19 protein-coding genes are annotated in these 23,198 nt (G+C 68.5%); 12 read left to right on the top strand and 7 right to left on the bottom strand.

Annotation, left to right across the window (positions count from 1 at the left end):
• Window positions 1-390 precede the first annotated feature (390 nt).
• From mhpA to FrCorBMG51_RS11755, 4 genes are all read right to left on the bottom strand, one after another.
• Window positions 391-2,145: a bifunctional 3-(3-hydroxy-phenyl)propionate/3-hydroxycinnamic acid hydroxylase MhpA gene (gene mhpA / locus FrCorBMG51_RS11770; protein WP_052914592.1), complete on the bottom strand. Its 1,755-nt coding sequence runs from the start codon at window positions 2,143-2,145 to the stop codon at window positions 391-393.
• A gap of 274 nt (window positions 2,146-2,419) precedes the next feature.
• Window positions 2,420-3,580 (bottom strand): type III polyketide synthase, encoded by a 1,161-nt coding sequence (locus tag FrCorBMG51_RS11765; protein WP_086055395.1) that lies wholly within the window; start codon window positions 3,578-3,580, stop codon window positions 2,420-2,422.
• Window positions 3,581-4,240: 660 nt separating this feature from the next.
• Window positions 4,241-5,410, bottom strand: coding sequence for a type III polyketide synthase (locus FrCorBMG51_RS11760; protein WP_086055394.1), 1,170 nt, complete (start codon window positions 5,408-5,410; stop codon window positions 4,241-4,243).
• 930 nt (window positions 5,411-6,340) lie between these two features.
• On the bottom strand, window positions 6,341-6,766 hold the full coding sequence (locus FrCorBMG51_RS11755) for a winged helix-turn-helix transcriptional regulator (RefSeq protein WP_047223106.1): 426 nt from the start codon (window positions 6,764-6,766) through the stop codon (window positions 6,341-6,343).
• 98 nt (window positions 6,767-6,864) lie between these two features.
• Here FrCorBMG51_RS11755 and FrCorBMG51_RS11750 point away from each other — a divergent pair, with 98 nt between their 5' ends.
• The 6 genes from FrCorBMG51_RS11750 to FrCorBMG51_RS11725 all read left to right on the top strand — a co-directional run bounded on the left by FrCorBMG51_RS11750 (window position 6,865) and on the right by FrCorBMG51_RS11725 (window position 13,110).
• Window positions 6,865-7,644 carry an SDR family NAD(P)-dependent oxidoreductase gene (locus FrCorBMG51_RS11750; protein WP_047223105.1) on the top strand — a complete coding sequence of 260 codons (780 nt, stop codon included), beginning with the start codon at window positions 6,865-6,867 and terminating at the stop codon, window positions 7,642-7,644.
• Between the two features lie 383 nt (window positions 7,645-8,027).
• Window positions 8,028-8,426 carry a PPOX class F420-dependent oxidoreductase gene (locus FrCorBMG51_RS11745; protein ID WP_047223104.1) on the top strand — a complete coding sequence of 133 codons (399 nt, stop codon included), beginning with the start codon at window positions 8,028-8,030 and terminating at the stop codon, window positions 8,424-8,426.
• Between the two features lie 574 nt (window positions 8,427-9,000).
• Window positions 9,001-9,972 (top strand): metal ABC transporter substrate-binding protein, encoded by a 972-nt coding sequence (locus FrCorBMG51_RS11740; protein WP_047223103.1) that lies wholly within the window; start codon window positions 9,001-9,003, stop codon window positions 9,970-9,972.
• A 210-nt stretch (window positions 9,973-10,182) separates the two neighbouring features.
• Window positions 10,183-11,031 (top strand): metal ABC transporter ATP-binding protein, encoded by an 849-nt coding sequence (locus tag FrCorBMG51_RS11735; RefSeq protein ID WP_083731160.1) that lies wholly within the window; start codon window positions 10,183-10,185, stop codon window positions 11,029-11,031.
• Between the two features lie 201 nt (window positions 11,032-11,232).
• Complete coding sequence (locus FrCorBMG51_RS11730; protein WP_076844014.1) at window positions 11,233-12,180, top strand: metal ABC transporter permease; 948 nt, start codon at window positions 11,233-11,235, stop codon at window positions 12,178-12,180.
• Window positions 12,181-13,110, top strand: coding sequence for a metal ABC transporter permease (locus FrCorBMG51_RS11725; protein WP_086055393.1), 930 nt, complete (start codon window positions 12,181-12,183; stop codon window positions 13,108-13,110).
• Between the two features lie 26 nt (window positions 13,111-13,136).
• On the opposite strand, the gene FrCorBMG51_RS11720 is transcribed toward FrCorBMG51_RS11725, so the two are convergent.
• Both FrCorBMG51_RS11720 and FrCorBMG51_RS11715 read right to left on the bottom strand, forming a co-directional pair.
• On the bottom strand, window positions 13,137-13,529 hold the full coding sequence (locus tag FrCorBMG51_RS11720; protein WP_047223102.1) for an SCO5389 family protein: 393 nt from the start codon (window positions 13,527-13,529) through the stop codon (window positions 13,137-13,139).
• A gap of 211 nt (window positions 13,530-13,740) precedes the next feature.
• The gene (locus tag FrCorBMG51_RS11715; protein WP_268760554.1) at window positions 13,741-14,826 is read right to left on the bottom strand and encodes an ABC transporter substrate-binding protein; all 1,086 of its coding nucleotides are present in this window, start codon (window positions 14,824-14,826) and stop codon (window positions 13,741-13,743) included.
• 215 nt (window positions 14,827-15,041) lie between these two features.
• Here FrCorBMG51_RS11715 and FrCorBMG51_RS11710 point away from each other — a divergent pair, with 215 nt between their 5' ends.
• The 4 genes from FrCorBMG51_RS11710 to FrCorBMG51_RS11700 all read left to right on the top strand — a co-directional run bounded on the left by FrCorBMG51_RS11710 (window position 15,042) and on the right by FrCorBMG51_RS11700 (window position 19,219).
• Complete coding sequence (locus tag FrCorBMG51_RS11710; protein WP_047223100.1) at window positions 15,042-17,000, top strand: branched-chain amino acid ABC transporter permease; 1,959 nt, start codon at window positions 15,042-15,044, stop codon at window positions 16,998-17,000.
• Window positions 16,886-18,004 carry an ABC transporter ATP-binding protein gene (locus FrCorBMG51_RS11705; RefSeq protein WP_476742148.1) on the top strand — a complete coding sequence of 373 codons (1,119 nt, stop codon included), beginning with the start codon at window positions 16,886-16,888 and terminating at the stop codon, window positions 18,002-18,004. The genes FrCorBMG51_RS11710 and FrCorBMG51_RS11705 overlap by 115 nt, the downstream gene beginning before the upstream one ends.
• Window positions 17,968-18,429, top strand: coding sequence for an ATP-binding cassette domain-containing protein (locus FrCorBMG51_RS32525; protein WP_268760552.1), 462 nt, complete (start codon window positions 17,968-17,970; stop codon window positions 18,427-18,429). Before FrCorBMG51_RS11705 ends, FrCorBMG51_RS32525 begins: the two co-directional genes overlap by 37 nt.
• A 127-nt stretch (window positions 18,430-18,556) precedes the next feature.
• The gene (locus tag FrCorBMG51_RS11700) at window positions 18,557-19,219 is read left to right on the top strand and encodes a PIG-L deacetylase family protein (protein WP_047223099.1); all 663 of its coding nucleotides are present in this window, start codon (window positions 18,557-18,559) and stop codon (window positions 19,217-19,219) included.
• Window positions 19,220-20,101: 882 nt separating this feature from the next.
• Here the strand turns inward: FrCorBMG51_RS11700 and FrCorBMG51_RS11695 are convergent.
• Complete coding sequence (locus tag FrCorBMG51_RS11695) at window positions 20,102-21,010, bottom strand: NsdA family TPR-like regulatory protein (RefSeq protein WP_157180474.1); 909 nt, start codon at window positions 21,008-21,010, stop codon at window positions 20,102-20,104.
• Between the two features lie 978 nt (window positions 21,011-21,988).
• On the opposite strand from FrCorBMG51_RS11695, the gene FrCorBMG51_RS11690 reads away from it, so the two are divergent.
• Together FrCorBMG51_RS11690 and FrCorBMG51_RS11685 are read left to right on the top strand one after the other, a co-directional pair.
• A complete protein-coding gene (locus FrCorBMG51_RS11690) occupies window positions 21,989-22,369 on the top strand; it encodes a WhiB family transcriptional regulator (protein ID WP_476742147.1) in 381 nt (126 codons plus the stop codon).
• Entirely contained in the window at window positions 22,366-22,728 is a 363-nt protein-coding gene (locus FrCorBMG51_RS11685; RefSeq protein ID WP_047223097.1) for a hypothetical protein, read from the top strand. Before FrCorBMG51_RS11690 ends, FrCorBMG51_RS11685 begins: the two co-directional genes overlap by 4 nt.
• Window positions 22,729-23,198: the final 470 nt, after the last annotated feature.

Genomic DNA, 23,198 nt, shown 5'->3' with positions numbered 1-23,198 from the left:
CCCGCCGGTTCGGCGGGTGCTCGACCGCCCCGGCGGGCGCCCGGCTGTGAACGCCACGGCGCTGTCCACGCGCGGCCTGCCGGCAGGTCCACGGGCGAAGCCCCCAGGCCTGGGCCGGCCGACTCGGTCGGACTGATCGAATCGATGATCGAAACCCCGATACCCGCGGGGCGCGGTGGGTATCGCGGACAGGGGGCCAGGCCAGCAGCACCCGGTATGTCAGATATATGACATATCATCTACAACACATCACCGCGGACGGGGTGAAAATCCCCGCAGCGGCGACGGGAACAGTCTCGGTGCTTCCGAACCTCCCGGACAGGTTACGACCGAAGATCCATCGAACCCGGCTCAACCGGCGTACGGGCATGGTGACCTCGTCGGCCGGCGCTACTGACAGCGGACTGCTGTGGCTGCCGNNGCGGACTGCTGTGGCTGCCGCTCCAGGCCGGCCAGGCGCGCAGGCGGGAGGATGTCCCGCATCCCGGCGGACGCGAGTTCGTGGCGCCACCGGATCAGGTCGAGGGTGCGAGCGGTGGCGAACACGGTGCGGTCCGGCCGTAGCAGCACGGCGTGGGCACGGTGACGGGTCAGCCAGCGGTCGAGCGCCCCGCTCGGATCATGGATGAGCCTGACGTCGTCCGAGGTCGCCGGGAGGGGGGCGGGTGCCGGGACGATGCCGACGTAGCGGGTGCGCAACCGGGCGAAGAAGGCCCGGGTGTCCTCGCCGATGACGGAGGCCCAGTTGAAGGCGAAGATCCAGTCGGTGCAGTGGGCGAGGACGGCGAAGCCGTCGCCCAGCAGGTCGTCCAGTGGGATCTCGACGGGCGCGGCGGTGTCGGTGCCGGCGGCGGTGCGGACCAGCGGCTGCGGGCACAGCCGCCCGGCGGGCTGCCGGCGGCCCGGCAACAGCCGCGACGCCGGCCTGACGAGCGGGCCGGGGCGCAGCGGCGGGCTCGCCGAGCGTTCCATCAGCCGTTGGAAGGCGTCCAGGCCGGCGGCCTGGACGAACAGGGCCTGGCGCGCCGTGCCCACGGCGGTTGTGCCACTGGTCATCGTCCGGCCGAGCATGACCGCCATACGGACCAGTTGGCGGGCGTGCGGCCGACGCTCGCTCTGGTAACTGTCCAGAAGCCGCTCGTCGGCATGGCCAGCCAGGACGAGGCCGAGTTTCCAGGTGAGGTTCGCCGCGTCGCGGACGCCGGCACACAGCCCCTGGCCGAGGAACGGCGGTGTCTGATGCGCGGCGTCACCGAGGAGGAACACCCGCCCGCGCCGCCAGCGCCGGGCGACGAGCGCGTGGAAGGTGTAGGTGGTCTGGCGTACGACGGTGAGCTGTCGTGGGTCGACGCCGCCGAGCCAGGGCGCGACGAGCTGGCGGACGACCTCGATTCGTGACAGTTCGTGAGCGGATTCACCGGCCCGGATCTGGAACTCCCAGCGGTAGCGCCGCGGGCCGATCCGCATGTACGTGGCGGCACGGCGTCGGTCGCAGACCTGGTGGATGCCGTCCCAGTTCGCCAGCGGCTGCTCGCTGTGCACGTCGACGACCAGCCAGGACTGGGTGAAACGCAGATCTTCCATGGTGGTGCCGACGGTTGCGCGGCTGCTGCCGTTCGCGCCGTCGCAGCCGAGGACGGCGTGGGTCCAGACCTGCTCGAGACGACCGGAGACGTGGTCACGGATCGTGACGCGCAGCGGGGCTGGGCCGTGGGTGTGCCCGGTCTCGACGGCGACGGCTTCGGCACCGCATCGCAGGTCGACGTGCGGGAAGCGGGCGAGCCCCCGGCGGAGCACAGCCTCCAGCATGGCCTGGTCGAACATGTTGGCCCCGGGATGGCCCTGCCCACTGTCGACGGGATCCCGCTGGAAGCGGGCGAACGGCTGGTGGTCGGCGTTCAGCAGCTGCAGGCCCAGCGCGGGTCTGGTGATGGCCCGTACCTCGTCGGCGAGACCGGCGGACTGCATGATCCGCAACGTTTCGTCGTCAAGATGTACGGCCCGGGGCAGCGGGTAGATGTCGTGGTGGCGCTCGACGACGAGACAGGCGATGCCCTGCCGGCCGAGAAGATTGGCCGCTGTCGTACCGCTGGGCCCGGCACCGACGATGACGACGGGAATTTCTCGGGGGGTGAGCGACGGCATGCCGGCATCCTTCGGGCGTTGCGGGGCGGGGACGTGCACGGGCCACGGCCGGCCCGGCGCGGATGACCGGGACCGGGACCGGGCGGGCGGCATTGCCGTGGCTGTGCCCGGCGCCGCGTCTCGTGTCGCATGGAGTGCGGCGGACGTCCTCGCACCCCGCGCGGATCATCGGGTGTCGGCGGGTCCGGGCAGTGGCGGAGTGGCGGCTGCCGGCAGCCTGGCCCACACAGGCCACCGGCAGCCGCTGGTGGCCTGTGTGGTTGTCGGCGTTCTGTCAGTGGGCTTTCAGCAGGGCGGCGAACAGGGTCAGGCCGGGGCCGAACCCGAGGGCGACCGCCACCTTGCCCGGTCGGATCTCGCGGGTCCGCAGCAGCCGCTGAAGGATGATCAGAACGGTCGCACTCGAGCAGTTGCCGTATTCGCGGAGAATGTCGTAGGAGGGGGCGGTCGCTTCCTCGCTGAGCTGGAGCTGGTCCGCGACGACCCGCAGAATGCGCGCGCCGCCGGGGTGGATGGCCCAGCCGTCGACGTCGTCGAGGGTGTGGCCGTGCGCGGCGAGGAGGGTGGTGACGAGGTCTGCGACGTGGCGTTCGAGCACCTCCGGGACCTGGGGTGACAGCCGCATCCGGAATCCGTGGTCGGTGACGAGCCAGCCCATGTAGTCGCTGACGCTGCTGTCCGTGCTCGCCATCACGTCGACGATCTCGAGCTGGCTGGCCACGGCGCTGGCTGGCTGCTGATCGGGCGCGACCACGACGGCGGCGGCCCCGTCGGCGAACAGCGAGTGCGCGACGATCTGCTCGAAGTCCTCGATGGTGGGGTTGCCCGCGTGCAGGGTGGGTGATTTGGGCTGGGCGTGCAGGCTGGAGAGTTCGACGCAGAGCAGGAGTGCGGGTTTGCCGTGGACGGCGACGTATTCGGCGACCGTGCCGAGGCCGGGGACCGCGGCGTGGCAGCCCATGTGGCCGATGATGACGCGGCGCATGTTCGCCGGCATGCCCAGTTCGTGGGAGAGCAGGATGTCCAGGCCCGGGGTCACGTAGCCGGTGCAGGACACGACGGCGAACAGTCCGAGGTCGGCGGGGGTGAGGCCGGCTGAGGTGAGGGCGTCGGCGGCGGCCTGGCGGCCGAGGGGGAGCGCTTCGGTGAGGTAGCGGCGCATCCGTTCGCCGGTGGTCCATTCGGTGCTGGGTTCCTTGCGCGGATCGACGGCGTAGTGCCGGGTCACGATTCCGGACGAGGCCCATATTTTCTCGACGAGAGGGTTGGCCGCGAAGTGCTCGCGGAAAGCTTCCCACAGGTCGTCCTGGCTGAGCCGTGGTGGGGTGGCCACGGCGGTGCCGACAATGTACGGCCTGGCGAGATCGCGAACGGCAGGGGTGTCGGCGAGAAAAGTGGACGTACCCGGCAGGTCAATCTGCTCGGTCAGCGTCATGTGGTCCTTCCTTAGGTACGGAGCATGTGGTCACGGCTGGTGAGCCGGTGTCGGTCCGGCGGCGTTTCCGGAGCCGTCGAGGACAGGGTTGTCCAGCTCACGGTGCCGGGGGTGTGGCGTTTCCTTGCTTCCCGTACATCACCCCCGTGCCGTTCCTGGCCTGTGTCGTTGTGTCGCGATGACACAGGTCCCCGCTCGTCACGGCGTGGGTGTTCCGGATCGTCGGTCGACGCCCAGGATTTCCGGCGCTTCCCTCCTGTCACCTTGCGATATGTTTTCGGGCCCGGACACGGCGGCCTGGAGGAACGAGCCGCCGCTGAATCCGGACCCGTTGCGCGAGCCTGCCGGCCTCGGCTGCCGCTCCGCTCTTCGAAGCCGAGTCCTCGTACAGAGTAACACGAATCGATTACTCTGTGTGATTGAGGCTGGTGCTGTTAAGGAGACGACAACGGCTGCCGGGCCTCGGGCGGGTACCGGAGCCCGGTCCGTGCCGGGGCAGGTTCCGGGGCGATTCTCGGGGCAAACTGTGGGTCGGGCTACATTCGTCCACTTCCGGGGCTTTCCGGACACGAATGGTTCATACGGATAATTCCTGAGCGGATCTCATGAATATTCTGGCCATCGGTTTTCGGTGGCTGTCAGTGGGCTGTCAACAGGCTGTCAGTGGGCTTTCAGCAGGGCGGCGAACAGGGTCAGGCCGGGGCCGAACCCGAGGGCGACCGCCACCTTGCCCGGTCGGATCTCGCGGGTCCGCAGCAGCCGCTGGAGAACTATCAGCACCGTGGGACTGGCACAGTTGCCGTACTCGCGGAGGATGTCGTAGGAGGGGGCGGTCGCTTCCTCGCTGAGCTGGAGCTGGTCCGCGACGACCCGCAGAATGCGCGCGCCGCCGGGGTGGATGGCCCAGCCGTCGACGTCGTCGAGGGTGTGGCCGTGCGCGGCGAGGAGGGTGGTGACGAGGTCTGCGACGTGGCGTTCGAGCACCTCCGGGACCTGGGGTGACAGCCGCATCCGGAATCCGTGGTCGGTGACGACCAGACCCATGTAGTCGCTGACGCTGCCATCGGTGAGGGCCGTGACGTCAAGGACTTCCAGATTTGCTGTGCCACCCGCCGAAAATGCCCGTTCGAAAGGCGCGACCACGACGGCGGCGGCCCCGTCGGCGAACAGCGAGTGCGCGACGATCTGCTCGAAGTCCTCGATGGTGGGGTTGCCCGCGTGCAGGGTGGGTGATTTGGGCTGGGCGTGCAGGCTGGAGAGTTCGACGCAGAGCAGGAGTGCGGGTTTGCCGTGGACGGCGACGTATTCGGCGACCGTGCCGAGGCCGGGGACCGCGGCGTGGCAGCCCATGTGGCCGATGATGACGCGGCGCATGTTCGCCGGCATGCCCAGTTCGTGGGAGAGCAGGATGTCCAGACCGGGGGTGACATGCCCGGTGGATGACGCGACGGCGAACAGTCCGAGGTCGGCGGGGGTGAGGCCGGCTGAGGTGAGGGCGTCGGCGGCGGCCTGGCGGCCGAGGGGGAGCGCTTCGGTGAGGTAGCGGCGCATCCGTTCGCCGGTGGTCCATTCGGTGCTGGGTTCCTTGCGCGGATCGACGGCGTAGTGCCGGGTCACGATTCCGGACGAGGCCCATATTTTCTCGACGAGAGGGTTGGCCGCGAAGTGCTCGCGGAAGAATTCCCACAGGTCGTCCTGGTCGACTCGTGGCGGGGTGGCCACGGCGGAACCGACAAGGTACGGCCGCCGGGTGCGGTTGCGAACGGCGGGGGCGTCAGCGAGAAGGGCGGATCGGCTCGGCCGGCCAACTCGCTCCGTCAGTGTTGTCATGTGGTCCTTTCTGGAGTGCGGAGCATTCGGTTGCTGCCAGGAGCCGGTCACGGCCGAGGTCGATGTCGGCCTGGCGTGTCTGTATACGGATACATCGATTTACGGAGGTATCCACCCGGTCGCCGCTGGTTGATCGAATGCCCTGTTCTCGGGCGCTCCCGCTCGGTGAACCGGGGATTTTCGGTCGCCGGCGGCGCGAAAGAAGCATGGTTACGTCGTCTTCGATTCTTCGGTGCGCGGGGAACCAGGGCTTTTCCCGGCCACCACCATCCGTGCCGCCATCGGGCGACGGCACGGATCCCTGGTCACGCTGTCCGGGGACCTCGCTACCCTCCATGGTGCGGGAGACCGATCGGATCGCCGGCCGTGTCGGCCCGCGTCCACTGGACGCGCCCCGATCGGTGGCTGCGTTCTGGCCAGCCGTCCCGGAGGCGAAACAGCCGGCCGCCCGGAGCTTCGGCCGCGGCTGGCGATGTGATCGCGCGGTCATCGTGGGAGCCCACAGCCCGATTCGCCGGCTCCGACCCGCTGACCCCGACCCCAGCGCATCTCCGCTCCTTGAACTGATAAGCGCCAAATCAACCGCTCACTGGATCCAATCTCTTACGCAGAGTAACAGTTGCTGGCAACTCTATGCGATGACTACTAGGAGTCGTGGCAGCGGCGCCTGGAGTGGCTGTCGAGTAATCGGCGGCTGTCTTCCGAGTACCTTCCTGGAAACTGTCGCCTATCTGACAGTGGACGGCGATGTCGCGCTCCCGCCGTGTCCGGGGCTGTCCGCTCGACAGGCGACCGTTTGTAATATTTGTCCAGAAAAAGAAAAAATTTCCGTACCAGTCGGATAGGTGCTCGTACGAGAAGGCCCGGCCCGCCGGGCCGCTGGCGGGGCGGGCAATGCGAGGAATCGGGCGTCCGGCCTCCGGCGCGGTTTCAGTCGGACTGGCCGTCTGATCGCGTGTCGTGGCGGTCCTGCGCGGCGCTGACCAGCTGGGCGTGGTCCCGGATCCAGACGAACAGTTGCTGGAGAGGCCGGGTCAGCCCCTCGCCAAGCGGGGTGAGGCTGTAGCTGACCCTGGGTGGGGACGAGGGCTCCACCGTGCGCTCGACCAAGCCGTCCCGGACGAGGGTGCGCAGCGTCTGGGAGAGCATCTTCTCGCTGATTCCTTCGATCTTCGTCCGCAGTTCGTGGAACCGGAGCGGACCAGCGGCCAGCCCGGTGAGGACCAGCACGCCCCAACGGCTGGTGACGTGGTCGAGCACCACGCGAGCGAGGCAGTCGCTGCGGAACGCGTCGTCGGCTGTACCTCCCGGGAGGCTCTCGGGGGGCTGCGGACGTGCCGACACGCCACAGAGCATACCCGGGTATCGCTTCTTACTAAAAGTAAGCTCCTATACTCTGGTTACCAGAGGGGCGACACCGGAGAGTCGAGTCGGGGGCCTGGGACGGAGGCGCGATGAGTGGATCACGCGAGGTGGCGCTGGTCACCGGTGGAGGCCGCGGCATCGGCGCGGCGACAGCCCGCGAACTGGGCCGCCGCGGCTATCATGTAGTGATCAATTTTCGGAGCAACGCCGATGCCGCCCGCGCGGTCGCCCTCGACATCGCGGCCGCGGGGGCGACGGCCGAGTGCGTCCAGGCCGACGTCTGCGATCCTGACCAGGTCGAGCGGATGGTCGACACCGTCCTGGCTGACCGGGGCCACATCGATGTGCTGGTCTGCAACGCCAACACCGTGGCCCCGCCGTTCGCCCCGTTTGCGTCCCTGGCGTGGAAGGACTTCATCGACAAGGTCAGCGGTGAGCTCGCCGGGGCCTTCTTCGTCACCCAGCACGTACTGGCCGCGATGCGACGCCATGGCGGCGGCAGGATCGTGTACGTCTCCAGCACCGCCGCCGACTACGTCGGGCCCGGCAGGCTCGCCCACTCGACGGCGAAGTCGGCGCTGAACACCTTCAGCCGCCATGTTGCCGCGGAAGCGGCGGTGTACGGGGTCACGGTCAACACGATCGCCCCGGGCGGCGTTCGCACCGAGGCGACCGCCGCGGTCCTCACACCCGAGCGCGAGAAGCATCTCGAGGACCACTCGATCCTGGGGCGCGTGCTCGAGCCCGAGGACATCGCCGTGGTGATCGCGCAGACCGTCGACGTGGGTATGCGAGGCGTCACGGGGGCGCTGATCCGCATCGACGCCGGCTTCGGCGTGCTGGTCGGTAGGCCGTCGTCCAGCACGTGACATCCGCGAGAGCGGTCTCTTCGGGGCCATCGACGCCTGGAAACACGGCTCGAAACGCGTTCTTCACGTGACCGGACAGCCATGTGACCGAACAGTCTTTACGACGGTCTTTACGCGCCTGCGCGGCCGGGTGCGACCGGGCCTGTCCCGGCTGCGGTTCCGTCAGCCCGCTCAGTGTGGTGCCCGTCCGATCGCCGTTTTGTGGTCGAACATGCCTTTTCCCGGACGCTGGAAGCATTTTCGGATGTTCCACTTGTTTTTTCCGGCCAGCTCGTCCGGCGGGTGCAAAATTCCGGGCGTGTTCCTGGTTTCGATCGGAAATTTTCTCGGCGGGTCTGGGATTATCCTGAACCTGACCTCGATGTCGAGCGGAGAGGAACTCGATGGCCACACTCAACGAGGATGCCCGGAATCTGCTGAGCCGGCCGGTGTACGCCTGGGTGACCACCCTGCGCCCGGACGGGTCGCCGCACAGCACGGTCGTCTGGGTCGACGTGGATGGCGACGAGATCATTTTCAACACGGCGGTCGGCCGGGCCAAGGAACGGCACCTGCGCAAGGATCCGCGGGTCTCGATCGGTGTGCTCGACCCGGAGGACGCCTACCACCTGGTCAGCGTCTCAGGGACGGCCCGCCTCGAGATCGACAGCGCCGACGCCGTCATCGACCGTCTCGCGAAGAAGTATCTCGGCGTGGACAGCTATCCTTTCCGCCGGCCGGACGAACAGCGGATCACGGTTCGGGTGGAACCGCGGCAGATCATCCACAACACTGGCCGGTGATGGCCGGTGATGGCCGCGGGCCGGACGCACGGCTTCGGTTTCGTCCCGTAGCCGGCCGGGAGCAACCGGCCTGGAGAGGCCTTTCGGATGTTTTCTGGACGCGCCGTCACGAACGTGTCCGGAAACATCCGCCCGTCGAGAAGTGAAATCCGGCCGTTGGTCGGGCCCGGTGAACTGTTCCGGGGTCGCCGGTCCGGGCCGTTCGGCGACGGGATGGCTGGTGTACGGCTTCATGATTGTCCAGGTGTGATGCTGGTGTTCGGCGCGGTAGGGACCGCGCCAACAGCCGGACGATCTGCCGTCTGCCGCGCGTCGCCAGGTCATGCGCCGTGGATGTTACGTGCCCTGAGTGTTTACGTGCCCGGTTGTGCGCAGCGGGGGCGGGGCCCACTCCAGAGGAACTCCGGGTGGCCGCTTTTCGTGATCATATGTTTGTCGCGCGTCCCGGAATGCCGGACTGGTGCCCGGGAGGGTGGGTGGTGCCCGGGAGGGTGGTGACGGCCTGATTTGACACCCGAACCGGGAACCGTTTCCATTACGTGGTTGTCGTCCCCAGGATGGAGTCGTCCCACGTATGTCCCGGATTCGTTCGTCCGCAGGCGTCGTCAGCGTCCACCGCGCTGCCGGTCTCGCGCTGCTCGCGCTGCTCGCCCTGTTCGTCGCCGGCTGTGGCTCCGATGATGACGATGGGCCCGCGTCGGCGGCGCCGCCGGAGAAGCTCCAGGTGGTGGCCACGACCACCCAGGTCGCCGACTTCGTGCGGGCGGTGGGCGGTGACCGGGTCCAGGTGACACAGATCCTGCGGCCCAACGTCGACCCGCACGACTACGAGCCCTCACCGGCCGATGTCAAGGCGATCGGTGAGGCCGACGTACTGGTGGCCAACGGTGTCGGCCTGGAGAAGTGGCTCGACGAGACGATCGCTTCCGCGGGTTTCGAAGGCACCCGGGTCGACGCCAGCCGAGGTGTGAAGATCCGTCCGGGCAACGGTGAGGAAGAGGAGAAGGACGGGGATCCGCACATCTGGCACAACCCGCTCAACGTCAAGATCATGACTGCTGACATCGAGCAGGCGTTCACCGCCGCGGACCCGGCCGGGGCCGCCGCCTACCAGGCCAACCGCGCCGCCTACGACGGCAGGCTCGACGCGCTGGACGCCGACATCAGGCGACAGATCGACTCGCTGCCGCCCGCCAACCGCAAGCTGGTGACCAATCACGACGCGTTCGGCTACTACGTCGACCGGTACCAGCTGACCTTTGTCGGGTCGATCATCCCGAGTTTCGACACGTCGGCGGAGCTGTCCGGTCGCGACATCAGCGATCTCGTGGACAAGATCAAATCTACCGGGGCCAAAGCGGTCTTCTCCGAGTCGTCGCTGCCGCCGAACACGGCTGAGACGATCGGTCGGGAGGCCGGCGTCAAGGTGGTGGCGGGTGAGGACTCCCTGTACGGCGACACCCTTGGCCCGCAGGGCTCGGACGGTGCGACCTACCTGCAGATGGAGGAGCACAACACCAGGACAATCGTCAACGCTCTGAAATGAGCTGCAATGATGCGTTGACGTGACGGCTGGCACGGGGCCGATATGACGGCCGGCACGGGGGCCGGCACGGGGGCCGGCACGGGGGCGAGGTGGGACCTGACCCGGGCCTGAGGATCCTTCGGATGGGCTGGAGCGGGGCCGGTCCGGGACGGGGCTGCTGAAGTTGTGAACCGCGACAGGCCGTCGGGGTCTGAGGTGAGGCATGGTGAAGTGAAGCAACAGGTGGTCGACTCCCAGGTCAGCGCCGACGCCGACGCCAGCGCCGACGTCGGCGTCGGCACAGTCCCGGTGAACGCTGACGACAGCCCCTCCCCCGCTGTGGTCTTCGATCGCGCAAGCGTCGCCTACGGCCGGGTGCCCGTCCTCGAGGACGTGGACGGGGTGGTGCGCGCGGGGCACATGGTTGCCCTCATCGGCCCGAACGGGGGCGGCAAGTCGACCCTGATCAAGGCGATCCTCGGGCTCGTCCCGGTCGTCCGCGGCCGCATCCAGGTGCTCGGCCGGACACCGGCCCGGGCCCGTCAGGACGTCGCCTACGTCCCGCAGGCCGACGTCCTGGATCCGGATTTTCCGGTCTCCGTCAGCCAGGTCGTGCTGATGGGCCGTTACCGCCAGATCGGCTGGGTACGCCGGCCGCGTCGGTCCGACCGGCTGATCGCCGCCGAGGCGCTGGCCGCGGTGGGACTCGCCCACCGCGGTGGCGACCGTTTCGGCACCTTGTCCGGTGGTCAGCGGCAGCGGGTGCTGCTCGCCCGAGCGATGACCCAGCAGCCCAGGCTGTTGCTGCTGGACGAGCCGTTCAACGGGGTGGACACGCTCTCCCAGCAGGCGCTGCTGTCAGCGATCGATGGTCTGCGCGCGGCCGGTACCACCGTTGTCATCAGCACCCACGACCTGTCCCTGGCGCACCTGGCCTGCGATGACGTCTGCCTGGTCAACCGGCACCAGTTCGGTTTCGGCCCGACCGCGGCGACGCTCACCCCCGAGCGACTGCGGGCGGCCTACGGCAGCGCCGCGCTCGAGCTGCGGGGCGAAGGTGTCATCGTTGCCCATCCGTGAGCCGACCGTCCATGAGCCGACCATCCGTAAGGTGACCATCCCCGAGCCACCCGGCATGAGCCGTACCTGGGCGCATCGCCCGTTCCCGGATCGTCCGCCGGCAGCGGAGCCGTCGGTGGGAGGGGCGCCGGCACGGGGGTCGGCGACGGATGCGTCGGCAAGGAGCGTCCGGACAGGGGATGCGCCGACGAGGGATCCGCTGTGCTGAGCCGGTTGCTGCTGGATCCGTTCGCGCTGCCGTTCATGCGGCGGGCGCTGATCGAGGTGCTGCTGCTCGGCGCGCTGGCGGGGGGCGTCGGAGTGTTCGTGGTGCTGCGCCGGCTGGCCTTTCTCGCGGACGCGCTCACCCACGCGGTCTTCCCCGGCGTCGTCATCGGCTATCTGGTGTCGGGGCAGTCCGGGATCGTCCCAGGGGCACTGGTCTTCGCGGTCCTGGCCGCGGTGCTGTTCACCGTTGCCGCGGCCAGGGCGCGGGTGGGCCAGGACGCCGCGCTCGCGATCCTGCTGACCTCGTTCTTCGGGCTGGGGGTCGTGCTCGTGTCGCGGCAGCGGTCCTACACCGCCGACCTGACGACGTTCCTGTTCGGCCGGGTGCTCACCGTCGACTCCGCCCAGATCACGCAGACGGCGGTAGTGGCCGTGGCGGTCGGCCTGGTGCTGTACGCGCTGCGCAAGGAGTTGCTGCTGCGGACGTTCGACCAGCAGACCGCGCAGGCCATGGGCTATCGCGTGGTGCTGCTCGACCTCGTCCTGAACCTGATGATCGCTCTGGTCGTCGTCGCCGCGGTCAAGGCCGTCGGGACGATCCTGAGCATCGCGCTCCTGGTCGTTCCGGCGGCCGCCGCCCGACTGCTCTCCGACCGCCTGCTGGTCGTGACCGGGCTCGCGGTCCTCTTCGGCATGCTCGGCGGCTGGCTGGGGCTCGCGGCCAGCTACGAGGCGTCGATCAACCACGGGGTGCGGCTCGCCTCGGGAGCCACGGTCGTGCTCGCGCTGGTCGTGTTCTACCTGCTCGCGTTGGGCGTCGGCCCGCTCGTCCGGCGCCGCTGGCGGCGGGGCGCGCGGCTGCCGGAGGATGTCGCGGACGTCGACGAGCTGCCGGCCGGCCGGCTTGCCCCGGGGGCCCGTACGGGCGGAGGCGTCCGGTAGATGGCCGCCCTGGACCTGCTGTCGGATTCCTACACCCGCCGCGCCCTGGTCGAGGCGGTGTTCGTCGGTGCGCTGTGCGGTGCGGTCGGCGTGCACGTGGTGCTGCGGCGGCTGAGCTTCTTCGCGATGGCGATGACGCACGCCACCTTCCCGGGGGTGGTGCTCGCGGCGATCCTGGGGATCAACCTCTACCTCGGTTCGGGGGTTTTCGGCTTCCTGGTGGTTCTTGCCGTGGCCGCGCTGTCGGCCCGCGGTGAGAACACGAGCGTCACCGGCGTCGTGCTGTCCGGCAGCTTCGCCCTCGGGGTGCTGCTGTTGTCGGCCCAGTCGGGGTTCACCAGGGATCTCACCGCCTACCTGGTCGGATCCATCCTCACCGTGCAGGCCGACGACCTGGTGACCTCCGGGATTGTCGCGGCCGTCGTGCTGGTGGTGCTGGCGCTGCTGTCCAAGGAACTCGTCTTCGGTGCCTTCGACCGGGACGCGACCGTCGCGGCCGGCTATCCGGCCGGCCGGCTCGACGTCGTCTTCCTGTTGCTGGTCGAGGTGACGATCGTGACCTCGGTGCCGGCGGTGGGGACGATCCTGTCGGTCGCGCTGATCGTGGCGCCAGCGGCGACGGCCCGGCTGTGGTGCGACAGCGTGCGGGGCATGACCATGCTCTCGGTCGCACTCGGGGTCGCCAGCGGTGTCATCGGCCTGGCGATCAGCCAGCAGTGGTCCGTGGCGGCCGGCGGCGCGATCGTGCTCACCGCTTCGGGGATCTTCGCGTTGTCGGTGCTGCTCGCGCCCGCCGTCGGGACGCCGNGGCCCGCCGCCGGCAGGCCCGCCCGGGGGCGCGGACGACCATGGGTGCCGCGGGCGAGGAGGGTTCGCTGCCCGGGCCCGGCGGCGGCGCGCCCACGCGCGGCGGTACGCCGGGTCCGGTAGCCAGTGGCGGAACCAACAGTCGATGATCAGCAGTTGACGAACTCCGGCTGCTGGTTGAGTACCTGGCTCTCGTTGGAAACGAACCGCCGGTACTGCTCCCCGCCGACGGCCTGTGGGCGGAACGCGGCCAGGCGGTGACAGTTCTGGAAGGCGAGCGCCACGCCGAAGCGCTGTTCCAGCGCGGCCCGGATGGAGGTGCTCGCCATCGCCCGCAGCAGCTGCCCCTGCGCCGCGTCGTCCGGCGGCGGGACGAGGTTGTCCGTGAAGTCGCGATCGCTGCCGGGCAGCTCGCCGGCGAGCCGTTCGACCAGTTCGTAGGCATACGGCAGCGAGTCGCGCACACAGGTGAGGAAGGCGTCGTCCGGAACGTGGCCGCGTTCGGCCTGGGCGAGCAGATCGGGGGAGACGGTCAGAGACACGGAACCTCCTGGGACGGCTCGGGGGCGGTTCATCCGAGCCGCACTGTCTCCGATTTGGAAACCATTGTCAATACGGATTGCATCGAGGTGGTCGCGGAGCGGTTACCTCGATGTCAGGGCGCGGGGATGCCCCACCCACCGGTACCGCCAGCGATCAGCAGTGCCGGTGGGCCGGTCGGACGATAGCCCGATCGGCCGGTGGGCCTGATGATCATCCGATCAGTGTCATGAGCTCGCGGCCGTCCACCCAGGTGCCGGTGGCGTCGACAAACCCTCCGTCCGACCACCGCAGAATGCGTACCGCCGTGTTGCAGACCGCCGGGAACGCTTTTATAAGGGTGCCGTCACAGGTGAACGAATGGGCCATCACGTTCGGATGATCCCGGGCTGCCCTAAATGCGTTCCGAAGATCTCCAGGGGTTGTCTGTGTGATTTCAGTGAGCAGTGAACGCGCCGCGAGAACGGTCGAGAAAGATGCCTGTGACAATGGCGAGCGTGATGCTTCCGGCACATTCTCGCGAAATGCTCTGGAATCCTGGTCGCCGCCGGTGGCGTCGAGTGGAAGATAGCCGGATGCGAAGTTCATGTTACCGGTGGCCTGGCCGCCGGCACGCGCCACCGCGGCCGTCGCGCAGGAGCCGACGAAGTATATCGGTGCTTTCACCTGAAGGCTGCCCGCGACCTGGGCTATACGGGCACACGACTGAGCCGGGAAAACAACGACAATCGCGTCCGGGTTTCCGGACGCGACCTGGCTGACAGCCGGGGCGAAGTCCGCCGTGTCAACTTTCTCCGGCACCAGCCGGACCTCCGACACCCCTTTTTTCTGCAGAATGCTCCTGGATCCCTGGATGGCGGCGGTCAACAGCCCGGGCAGGTCCGCGTACAGGGCATGGACCTTTGTGACATGTTTGGTGGTGGTCAGATAATCGGTAATTCCGAGCAGTTCCGTGAGCGTGCCGCCGGTCAGCGAGAAGGAGTTGGGCGAGCTCAGCTCCCCGCTCAGCTGGGGTGATCCGCTGACATAGGGAATGCTGGCCTGCTGGTAGAGCGGCATGGCCGCCTCGGTGCTCAGATCCACCCCGCCGATCACGGCCACGGGGTCGGCGGCTATGAGCCGGTTGGCACAGTCCTGGGACGACTCCGGTGAGCCATTTGTTGCACAGGGGACGAGTTCAAGCGGTCGGCCGTGAACCCCGCCGAGCGCCGCGTTGGCGTAGGCAACGGCGCTCTCGGCGGCTATTCGTGTCTCGGGAAACGACCCGAGCGGGGTGTTCTCCATGGAGACGAAGCCGATCTTGACAGGCGGTCCGTTCAGGTGGTTTGCGGGCTGACCTGGGCTGTTGGAGCCGCTGCCGCGCTGGCTGGTGCACCCGGCGAGGACGGCCAACGTGACTGCGGCTGCTGCGACGACACGGCGGGACAGCGTCATATTGCCAGAAGTTACACTGCCTTAGCCCACAAGGCACCGTGTTGGTCCACAACAGGCTGCCCTGTCGATTGGAGAGCGCTGTGTCCACGTATGTCGCGGCACTGATCCTGGGTCTGGGCGCGGGCGCGGTGTATGCGGCGCTGGGACTTGGGCTGGTGCTGATACACCGTGCCTCGGGGGTGGTCAATGTTGCGCACGCCGCATTCGCAATGTACGCCACCTACCAGTATGCGGAACTGCGGGACGTGGGGGACATCGTCCTGCCTGTCGTGGGTCTTCCGCCCCGTATTCATCTGACCAACAGTCCCACCTTTGCGCTGGCGTTGACCGTGTCACTGGCCATGACCGCGCTGCTCGGCCTGCTTGTGTATTTTCTCATATTTCGGCCGCTCCGGCACGCCCCGCCGGCCCTGTCCCTGGTCGCCTCGGTCGGTCTCATGATCGCCCTGCAGGCGCTGGCGGTGCTACAGTTCGGGTCGGACAACAGATTCATTGATTCCGTACTTCCGCAGAAATCCTTCTCCGCGTTCGGGGTGACCGTTCCGGTCGACCGTCCGCTGCTCGCGATACTGGTCACGGGTATCGGAATGATCATGTGGGCGGTGTCCCGCTGGACGCTGTTCGGGCTCGCCACCAAGGCGGTCGCCGAATCCGACGAGGCGGTGGAACAGTTCGGTTACCGGCCGGAGGCCGTCGCCGCGGTGAGCTGGGTTGTGGCGTCCGTGCTCGGCGCGCTCGCCGGAATACTCGTCGCCCCGATCAGCGTGCTGAGCCCGTCCACCTACACCCTGTTCATTGTTCCCGCGCTCGCGGCGGCGCTGCTCGGTGGGCTGTCGTCGTTCGGCGCCACTATTGTCGGCGCGTTGCTGCTCGGCATGCTCCAGTCGGTTCTCCTGCCCCTGCAGCACGACGTCCCGTGGCTCAACCAGCCCGGTCTGCGGACGCTGTTCCCGTTGCTCGTTCTCATCGTCGTCGCGGTCACCCGTGGCCAGCTCATACCCGGGCGGGCCAGGGCCGTGTCAGCGGTCGCGCGGCTGCCCCGCGCGGAGCAGACCGGGCGTCCGTTGCGCGATCTCGCCATCCTCGTACCGGCCGGAATGATCGCACTGCTCGTTCTCACCGGCCCCTACCGGCTGGGTCTGGAACGCAGCCTGGCCGCCGCCGTGGTGTGCCTGTCCTTCGTCGTGCTGACCGGGTTTGCCGGCCAGCTCTCCCTCGCGCAGATGTCACTGGCCGGGGTGGCCGGATTCCTGCTGGCCCGGTTGCAGGGTGGCCTCGGTGTGCCGTTCCCGCTCGCGCCGCTGCTCGCCACCGCGGCGGCCACCGCCGCGGGCCTGGTGCTCGGGGCGTTGTCACGGCGGATACGAGGGGTCGATCTCGCCATCGTCACGCTCACCGCCGGGGTCGCCTTCCAAGAGATCGTCTTTGTGAATCCGTTGATTACCGGTGGGCTTGCCGGCTCGGTCGTCCCGCCGCCGAAGCTTTTCGGCCTCGATCTCGGCGTGGCCGGGAAGGGCTTCCCACGGCTGGAGTACGGGCTGCTCTGCCTTGCCGTGTTCGCGCTGTGCGGCTTCGCGGTGGCCCGGCTGCGCGTGTCCACGTCGGGCCTGCGCATGCTCGCGGTCCGCTCCAACGAGCGGGCGGCCTCGGCCGTGGGCGTCGACGCGGCCCGGACCAAGCTGCTCGCGTCCGCCGTCTCCGCCGGGATCGCCGGCCTCGGCGGATGCCTCATCGGTTACGGTCAGGGCAGGCTGTCGTTCGACTCCTTCGGGGTGTTCGCGTCCCTGTTCTTCCTGGCGATCGCGTCGGTCGGCGGGGTGATGAGCGTGCGCGGGGCGATGCTGGGCGGCCTGCTGGCCCCCGGCGGTGTGGTGTTCACGGTGCTCGACAACTTCGGCCATCTCGCGCGCTACCAGTCGTTGCTGTGCGGTGTGGCCCTGGCCGTCCTGGCGGTGGTACGTCCGGAAGGACTTGCCTACGATCCGCGACAATCGAAGCCGACCCGACGGTTGGCCCGACATGCCGAGGTGGCCCGGTGACCATACGTCTGGACGTCGACGGGCTGTGCGTCCGCTACGGGAAGGTCGAGATCGTCCACGACGTGTCGTTCGCTCTGCGTGCCGGTCGGGTGACCGGCCTCATCGGGCCGAACGGCGCCGGGAAGACCACTCTGATAGACGCGATCACTGGGTTCACTCCGTCCAGCGCCGGCCGGATCGTCCTGGACGGGACGGTGCTGAACCCGCTGCCGCCGCACGAGCGGTTCCGCCGGGGCCTGGCCCGCACCTTCCAGTCGCTGGAGCTGTTCGAGGATCTCTCCGTTGCCGAGAACCTGGCGGTCGCCGGGCCGGAACCCGCCTGGACACTGGAGCTGGGTTCGGTCGCGGACCAGCAGCCGGCCATGCTCAACCACGACGAACGGCTCGCCGTCGGCCTTGGCCGTGCGCTGGCCGCGGGCGGTCAGGTGCTGCTGGTGGACGAGCCGGCGGCTGGTCTGGACTCGACTGCCCGGTCCGTCCTCACCGGTCGGATACGACGACTGGCTGAACGTGGCTGCGCGATCCTGCTCGTCGACCACGACATCAAGCTGGTCTTCGAGGCCTGCGACGACGTCGTGGTGCTCAGTGGCGGCCGGGTGGTCGCGCACGGCCCGCCGGCGGAGGTCCGTGAGCGCGCCGAGGTCCGCGAGATCTACCTCGGCGCTCCGCCGGCCAGCACGGTACGGCTGCCCACACAGGCCCGGCCGGAGCGGGCGCTGGTCGTCGAGAAGGTCGTCAGCGGGTACGCGGGTGTCCCCGTGCTGCACGACCTTTCGCTCGAGGTCCGGGCCGGCGAGGTCGTCGCCCTGCTGGGGCCCAACGGTGGCGGCAAGACGACCCTGGTCCGCACGGTGGCCGGGACGATCGCGCCGTTTGGCGGCCGGGTGACCGTGCTCGGGCAGCCGGCGCGGCGGGCGCACCCGGCCAGGCTCGCCCGCCGCGGCCTGGCNCCCGCCGCGGCCTGGCGGTGGTGCCGCAGGGCGGCACACCGCTGCGCGGCCTGACGGTCCGCCAGATCCTGCGGTTGGCTGTCGGCCGTCGGCCCGGTGACCAGATTGAGAAGACGCTGGAGAGCTTCCCCACCCTGCGTCCGCTGCTCGACCGGGGCAGCGGCGAGCTCTCCGGGGGCGAGAGGCAGCAGCTCGCGCTGGCCAGCGCCGTCGCCCGCCGGCCACGGCTGCTGCTGGTCGACGAGTTCTCCGCCGGCCTGGCGACCGATCTCGCACTCAGCCTGCTGGCCGTTCTGCGCCGGCTGGCGGACGAGCACGGCACCGGCATTCTGCTGATCGAGCAGCATGTGTCGCTCGCCCTCGCCGCGGCGGACCGCGGGTACATCCTCGACCGGGGCCGGATAGCCTTCAGCGACACCGCGGCGGCTCTCGCCGCCGATCCCGACCTGATCAACGCAAGCTACTTCGGGATGGGTTAGAGCGTGCTCCGGTCGAAGGCCCACAGGCTGTGGCCGGCGCGGTCGCGGCCGGCGGCTGCGCTCCTCGGCCGGTGGCTCCGGATCCGGAAGGGATCTCGCACGTGGGTGGACGGGAACGGGCAGCGGTATGAATGACCATGGTCCGGCGGCTGGAACGCCCACGCCGGCCGGGACAGCCCGTCCGGGCAGCGTGCTCGCGGTGATGGCTCATCCCGACGACGCGGAGCTGTGGGCCGGCGGCACCCTCGCCCTGCACGCTCGGGCCGCCGGGGTCACCATCGCCGTCCCGCGCAACACCGCCGACCGGATGGCCGAGGCCGCGGCGGGGGCGCGCGTTCTCGGCGCGCGCCTGCACGTTCTCGACCCGGAACGGCTCGCCGTCGAAATCCAGGAGCTGTTGGTCGATCTTTGTCCCGAGATTGTGGTGACCCATCCGCCAGCCGATGTCCATCCGCGCCACCGGCGGGTCGCCGCGGCCGTGCTCGAGGCGCTGCCGCGGGCGGTGCTTGCCACCGGCCGTCCGCGCCGGCTCTACACCTGCGACAGCTACAACTCCCTGACCATGGACGGCCCGGTGCGGGCCACCGCGATCGTCGATGTCACGGCCACCTTCGACGTCAAGCTCCAGGCGCTGCGCGCGCACGGTGGCACCCAGCCGATCGGTGAGGAGTTCGCTCCCATGGCCGAGAATCTCGGCCGGCTGTGGGGCGCCCGGATCGGAGTCGCCTACGCCGAGGGCTTTGTGGCCCTGCCCGTCCTGGGACGGTTGCCCGGTGCGACCTGTCTCTGACGGCTCGCCGAGGGCCAGAAAAATCGATCTTGTTTGATGGGCCTTCCGTTTGGTTGATCTTCATGAGCGTGGATCGACATTCGGATGATCAGTATCCACCGGGCCCGACCCGGGGACGCGACTGAATCGATCATGTTTTTCCGTGGCGGGCCCGTGGGGCCGGCCGTCCGGTCGGGCCGGTGGCGGGCGCGCGTGAATACCGGTGTGGATGGAATACCCACCGCATACCCACCGGGCGCCGGCCATCCGATCGCGTGGACAAACCCGGGCGGCCCGCCCGGGCGTGACCTGGCTATCAGTTTCCCGGCGCGGTGGCGGGGCAGAAAGGCCCTGAAGATCCGGACTCTTCCGCCGCTGTCTTACCGGCTGCCCCGTTCGCGGTGTGGTCGAGGTGGACCCCGCGGATGGGCATTTGGCGGGACACTTCGGGCATATTTAACTCTCCGTAATCGCCATTACCGTAAGGATCGGGATCGTCGCTCATGGGAGCCGTCGACGGAGATCATATATGTGATCCCTGAGTGCTCCCCGGAAGATTGGATCTTGGAAATTTGGCCTTGGGTTGTCCCGGATTGATCCTTGCGTATGACGAGTATCACACCATTGACAATGACTCTGAAGATCATTCAATTGTGCTGAATCGGGTGTTCGGGGCAAAAGGGAAGGAGGCAGTCGGGGCGATGATGTCGTCCCGACTGCCTCCGAGGCCCTCGGCGCCTTGTCCGGCGCCGGAGCGGGGGCCGGTTCCTGTTACGGAGACCAGCTATTATGTCGCCGTCAGTAATCAGGCGGTCTGAGCCTGCCGGCTCCGTCCGACCGATGGAACCGATCCGATCGGAGCCTCTGGCGTGGAAGGATCATGACTGTGTTGCCTGTGAACCGTCAGGCTGAGCCGACGGCGGTCAGCGCGACGCGGGCGTGGTCCGTGAGATCGGCGGCTCCGGGGTATCCGGTAAGTTCGATCTCACGGCACAGCGTCGCCACATCTCTGCCAGCCATACCGGAGTCGAGAAGGGCTGCCTGTTCGACGGCCTGATGGCCGAGTTGAACCGCCGCTTCGGCATCTCCGGCCCGCACGTGCGCGACGCCCAACCTGGTCATGGCTTCCACGCGGGCGCGTGGGAAATCACCGGCCAGACCCTCGGCCGCGGCATCCAGGTAGGGAATCGCGGCGGCCCCGTCGCCACTGGACAACAACGCCTCACCGGCGAACAGTGAAATGCAGGGCGGCACGCACCAGTAAATATGCGGCGGATCCTCCGCCGGCTGGGACTGATTGATGAGGTGAACCGCGTCCTCGGCAGTTCTTGCGGCCGAGGCGCTTTCACCCGCGCGACCGTACGCGAGAGCGAGTGCGCCGGAGATAGCTGCTTTCTCGGTGGCGGTCATCGCCGTGCGGGCGCCGGCCTGAGCCGAGCGGAGCATGGTGATGGCGTCGTTCGGGTCGCCGTACCAGGACGCCTGCTCGGCCATGCAGCGCAGGATGTTGGCCCCCAGCGCCGGCTGCCCGGCCTCCCCAGCAGCCCGTAGCGCCACCATCCACAGCCGCTGGGCACCCCCGTGGTAGCCGCTGTCGAACGCCGCCCAGCCGGCCAGCCGGGCGAGCTCGGCGGCCACGGCGTACAGCCGTGCCTCGTGGGCGTGGCCGTACAGCGCGGTCCGCAGGACGCGTACGGCGACCCGCAGCTCCGCCATGGACAGCTCGTATATGTCATCTCCTCCGAGAACGTCATCCATTCGGCGAAGCGTTTCGACCCGCCGCTCGAAGCCGGCGACGAGCGAGTCGCTCACACGCTTTCCCTCGAGTGTCGCGGCGAGCCCGGCTGAATCGGTCATGAGCCAGTGGTGCGCGACCGATGTCAGTGCCACGCCGGACACACTTAGAAACTTCCGCCTTTCCATGTTGGCGGTCACCTCCTCGAACCCGACGTTCAATCCGTCAGGTCTCCACAGAAGGTCGAGATCGGCGTCTGCCCATCGAGCCTCCCCATCGTCAACTGAATTGGACAGGAGTGCCAGGGCCCCGCTTTCGGGCCCGGTGTAGTCGCACGCCCAGCCTAGGGCAACGACATTCGTGCAGTAATAGCGAGCAAGGAGATCACAGTGTTCCCAGCTTGGGCGCTTGCCGCCCTCGTACTCCGAGAGGCGCTGTGCGGTCAACGCATCCCACGGTCTACCGATGTCCTCGGCGAGACTCTTGATCTCTTCCGCTGCCCGCGCCAGAGACAGGCCGCGGATCTGGCGTGCATGCTGCAACGGACCGATGGTAACCCTTCGAGGAGGCATCTGACCTTCTCCCATTTGGCCGTCATGTCAAGGCATGTACTCGGAACGTAGCCAACCCCCCCACCGGAGTCTAAGGACCCGCGGTCACCTGTGGTGAGTCGTTGTTCCTGGTTGGTCCGCGGAGGAGCACCTTGATTTTTCCCGGATTCCGCCCCCGTGGGTATTCGTCGGCCCCGTATGCGGCCCCGGCCGGAACCCCGCCGCGGCGGGACTCGGGCGCACGCGGAGTATCCGGACGGTGATCGTGCGGATCTGCGAACTGGCCGGTAGCTGTACCGTCGGGCCCTGAATTCCACCATCCCGAACGAACTGGGAACACCGACTGTTGTTCTCCAGGCCTTATTTCCGGGTTCCGCGGGTCTCCGTGGGTGCTATTCCCGGATCCTGCGTTCTGAAACATTGTGAGTAGACAGCAACATGGGCCGGCCGTACGCTTCTGCTCGATTTAGTCGTCATGTCGACGCGACCACAGGACGGTGTCGTATGGGTAGAAGAGTTCTTGTGCTGGACGCCGACGGCGAGTTGCGCGGCCAGTTCGAGGACGCGAACTCCGCATACATGTGGAGCCGGGTCCGGACACAGGAGCCGCCGTCCGCGGAGGATTTGGAAGTCTGGCGCCAGCGCAGCGCCTGCCGGGACGAGGACCCGGAGCTGTTCTTCCCCGTCGGTACCACCGGGCCGGCCCTGCGGCAGCTGGAGGAGGCCAAGGCCGTCTGCCGCCGCTGTCTGGTGATCCGGGAATGCCTCAACTGGGCGCTTGGCACCGGGCAGGAGGCGGGGGTGTGGGGCGGCCTGGACGAGGACGAGCGCCGTGCGCTGCGCCGCCAGCTGGTCAACCCGCCGGCACCACGGATGCCACGGTGAGCACGCCAACGTTGCAGCGCATCACAGCCCCGGTACCGATGGCCGCCGCGATGGCCGACTGGCAGCACACCGCGGCCCGACTATGGATAGCCGCACGTGAATATGCCGAGGCTGTGACCTCGGAAAGCGATGTTATGACGTCGCTCGCCCGGTTGATCGCCGATGGCGCGCCGGACGAGGAGATCGACCAGGCCCGTGCCCTGCTCACGCATCTGAGGGCCGTGCGGGCTGCCGTCGGCCGGCGGCTGGGTCTGACCGAACTGTCGGATGAGCTGGCTCGGGTCGGCCGGGAACTGCTGTCCGCCGTCCCGTCGGCGCGGGAGTGCGCGATCCCACGGCCCCGGCAGGGCGCGGCCTGATGATCCGACTCGCAGGGGCGGCGACAATGATCGTCGACCGTCCTCGAGCAGCGGGCCGCAGCCCGCGAGGAACGGTCCGCCGCGGTCCCGACGTGTCGGGACGCCCACGCCGTGGGAACGTCGGCGGATTTACCGGAAATGCGGAAACCGTTACCACGACGAAATATTCACTGCTCGTTCGGGCCGGTTACGGTTCCCCTTCCGGGGCCAGTGCGAATCCGACCGGGAATCGTTACGACACAACACCACGTGGATCCCCGCGCCACACGTCGGCCACCTCGGTCGCGAACCGGTGGCGAACGGCGGGCGCTCGCCGGACGCCGGTTGTTCCCGGCCGCACCGGGTCCGGCCCGCATGGCCGGTAACCACGTGGTGAAAAAGCTCCCCGGACGGCCGTCGACAGTAGTCGTGGCCCCTGGGTGAGACCCCGGCGCGGGTCATCTGGCGCTCCCCTCCGCGGATGGATGGCC

The organism is Protofrankia coriariae (assembly GCF_001017755.1).
Lineage (GTDB): Bacteria > Actinomycetota > Actinomycetes > Frankiales > Frankiaceae > Protofrankia > Protofrankia coriariae.
Note: the sequence above shows the minus strand (reverse complement) of the source record. Positions and strands in the feature narration are given on the sequence as shown.

Bases quoted from the DNA above. Each gene is read 5' to 3' on its own strand.
- FrCorBMG51_RS11765 (WP_086055395.1), bottom strand. From the start codon at position 3,580: ATGACGCTGACCGAGCAGATTGACCTGCCGGGTACGTCCACTTTTCTC.
- FrCorBMG51_RS11760 (WP_086055394.1), bottom strand. From the start codon at position 5,410: ATGACAACACTGACGGAGCGAGTTGGCCGGCCGAGCCGATCCGCCCTT.
- FrCorBMG51_RS11755 (WP_047223106.1), bottom strand. From the start codon at position 6,766: ATGCTCTGTGGCGTGTCGGCACGTCCGCAGCCCCCCGAGAGCCTCCCG.
- FrCorBMG51_RS11750 (WP_047223105.1), top strand. From the start codon at position 6,865: ATGAGTGGATCACGCGAGGTGGCGCTGGTCACCGGTGGAGGCCGCGGC.
- FrCorBMG51_RS11745 (WP_047223104.1), top strand. From the start codon at position 8,028: ATGGCCACACTCAACGAGGATGCCCGGAATCTGCTGAGCCGGCCGGTG.
- FrCorBMG51_RS11740 (WP_047223103.1), top strand. From the start codon at position 9,001: ATGTCCCGGATTCGTTCGTCCGCAGGCGTCGTCAGCGTCCACCGCGCT.
- FrCorBMG51_RS11700 (WP_047223099.1), top strand. From the start codon at position 18,557: ATGAATGACCATGGTCCGGCGGCTGGAACGCCCACGCCGGCCGGGACA.
- FrCorBMG51_RS11690 (WP_476742147.1), top strand. From the start codon at position 21,989: ATGGGTAGAAGAGTTCTTGTGCTGGACGCCGACGGCGAGTTGCGCGGC.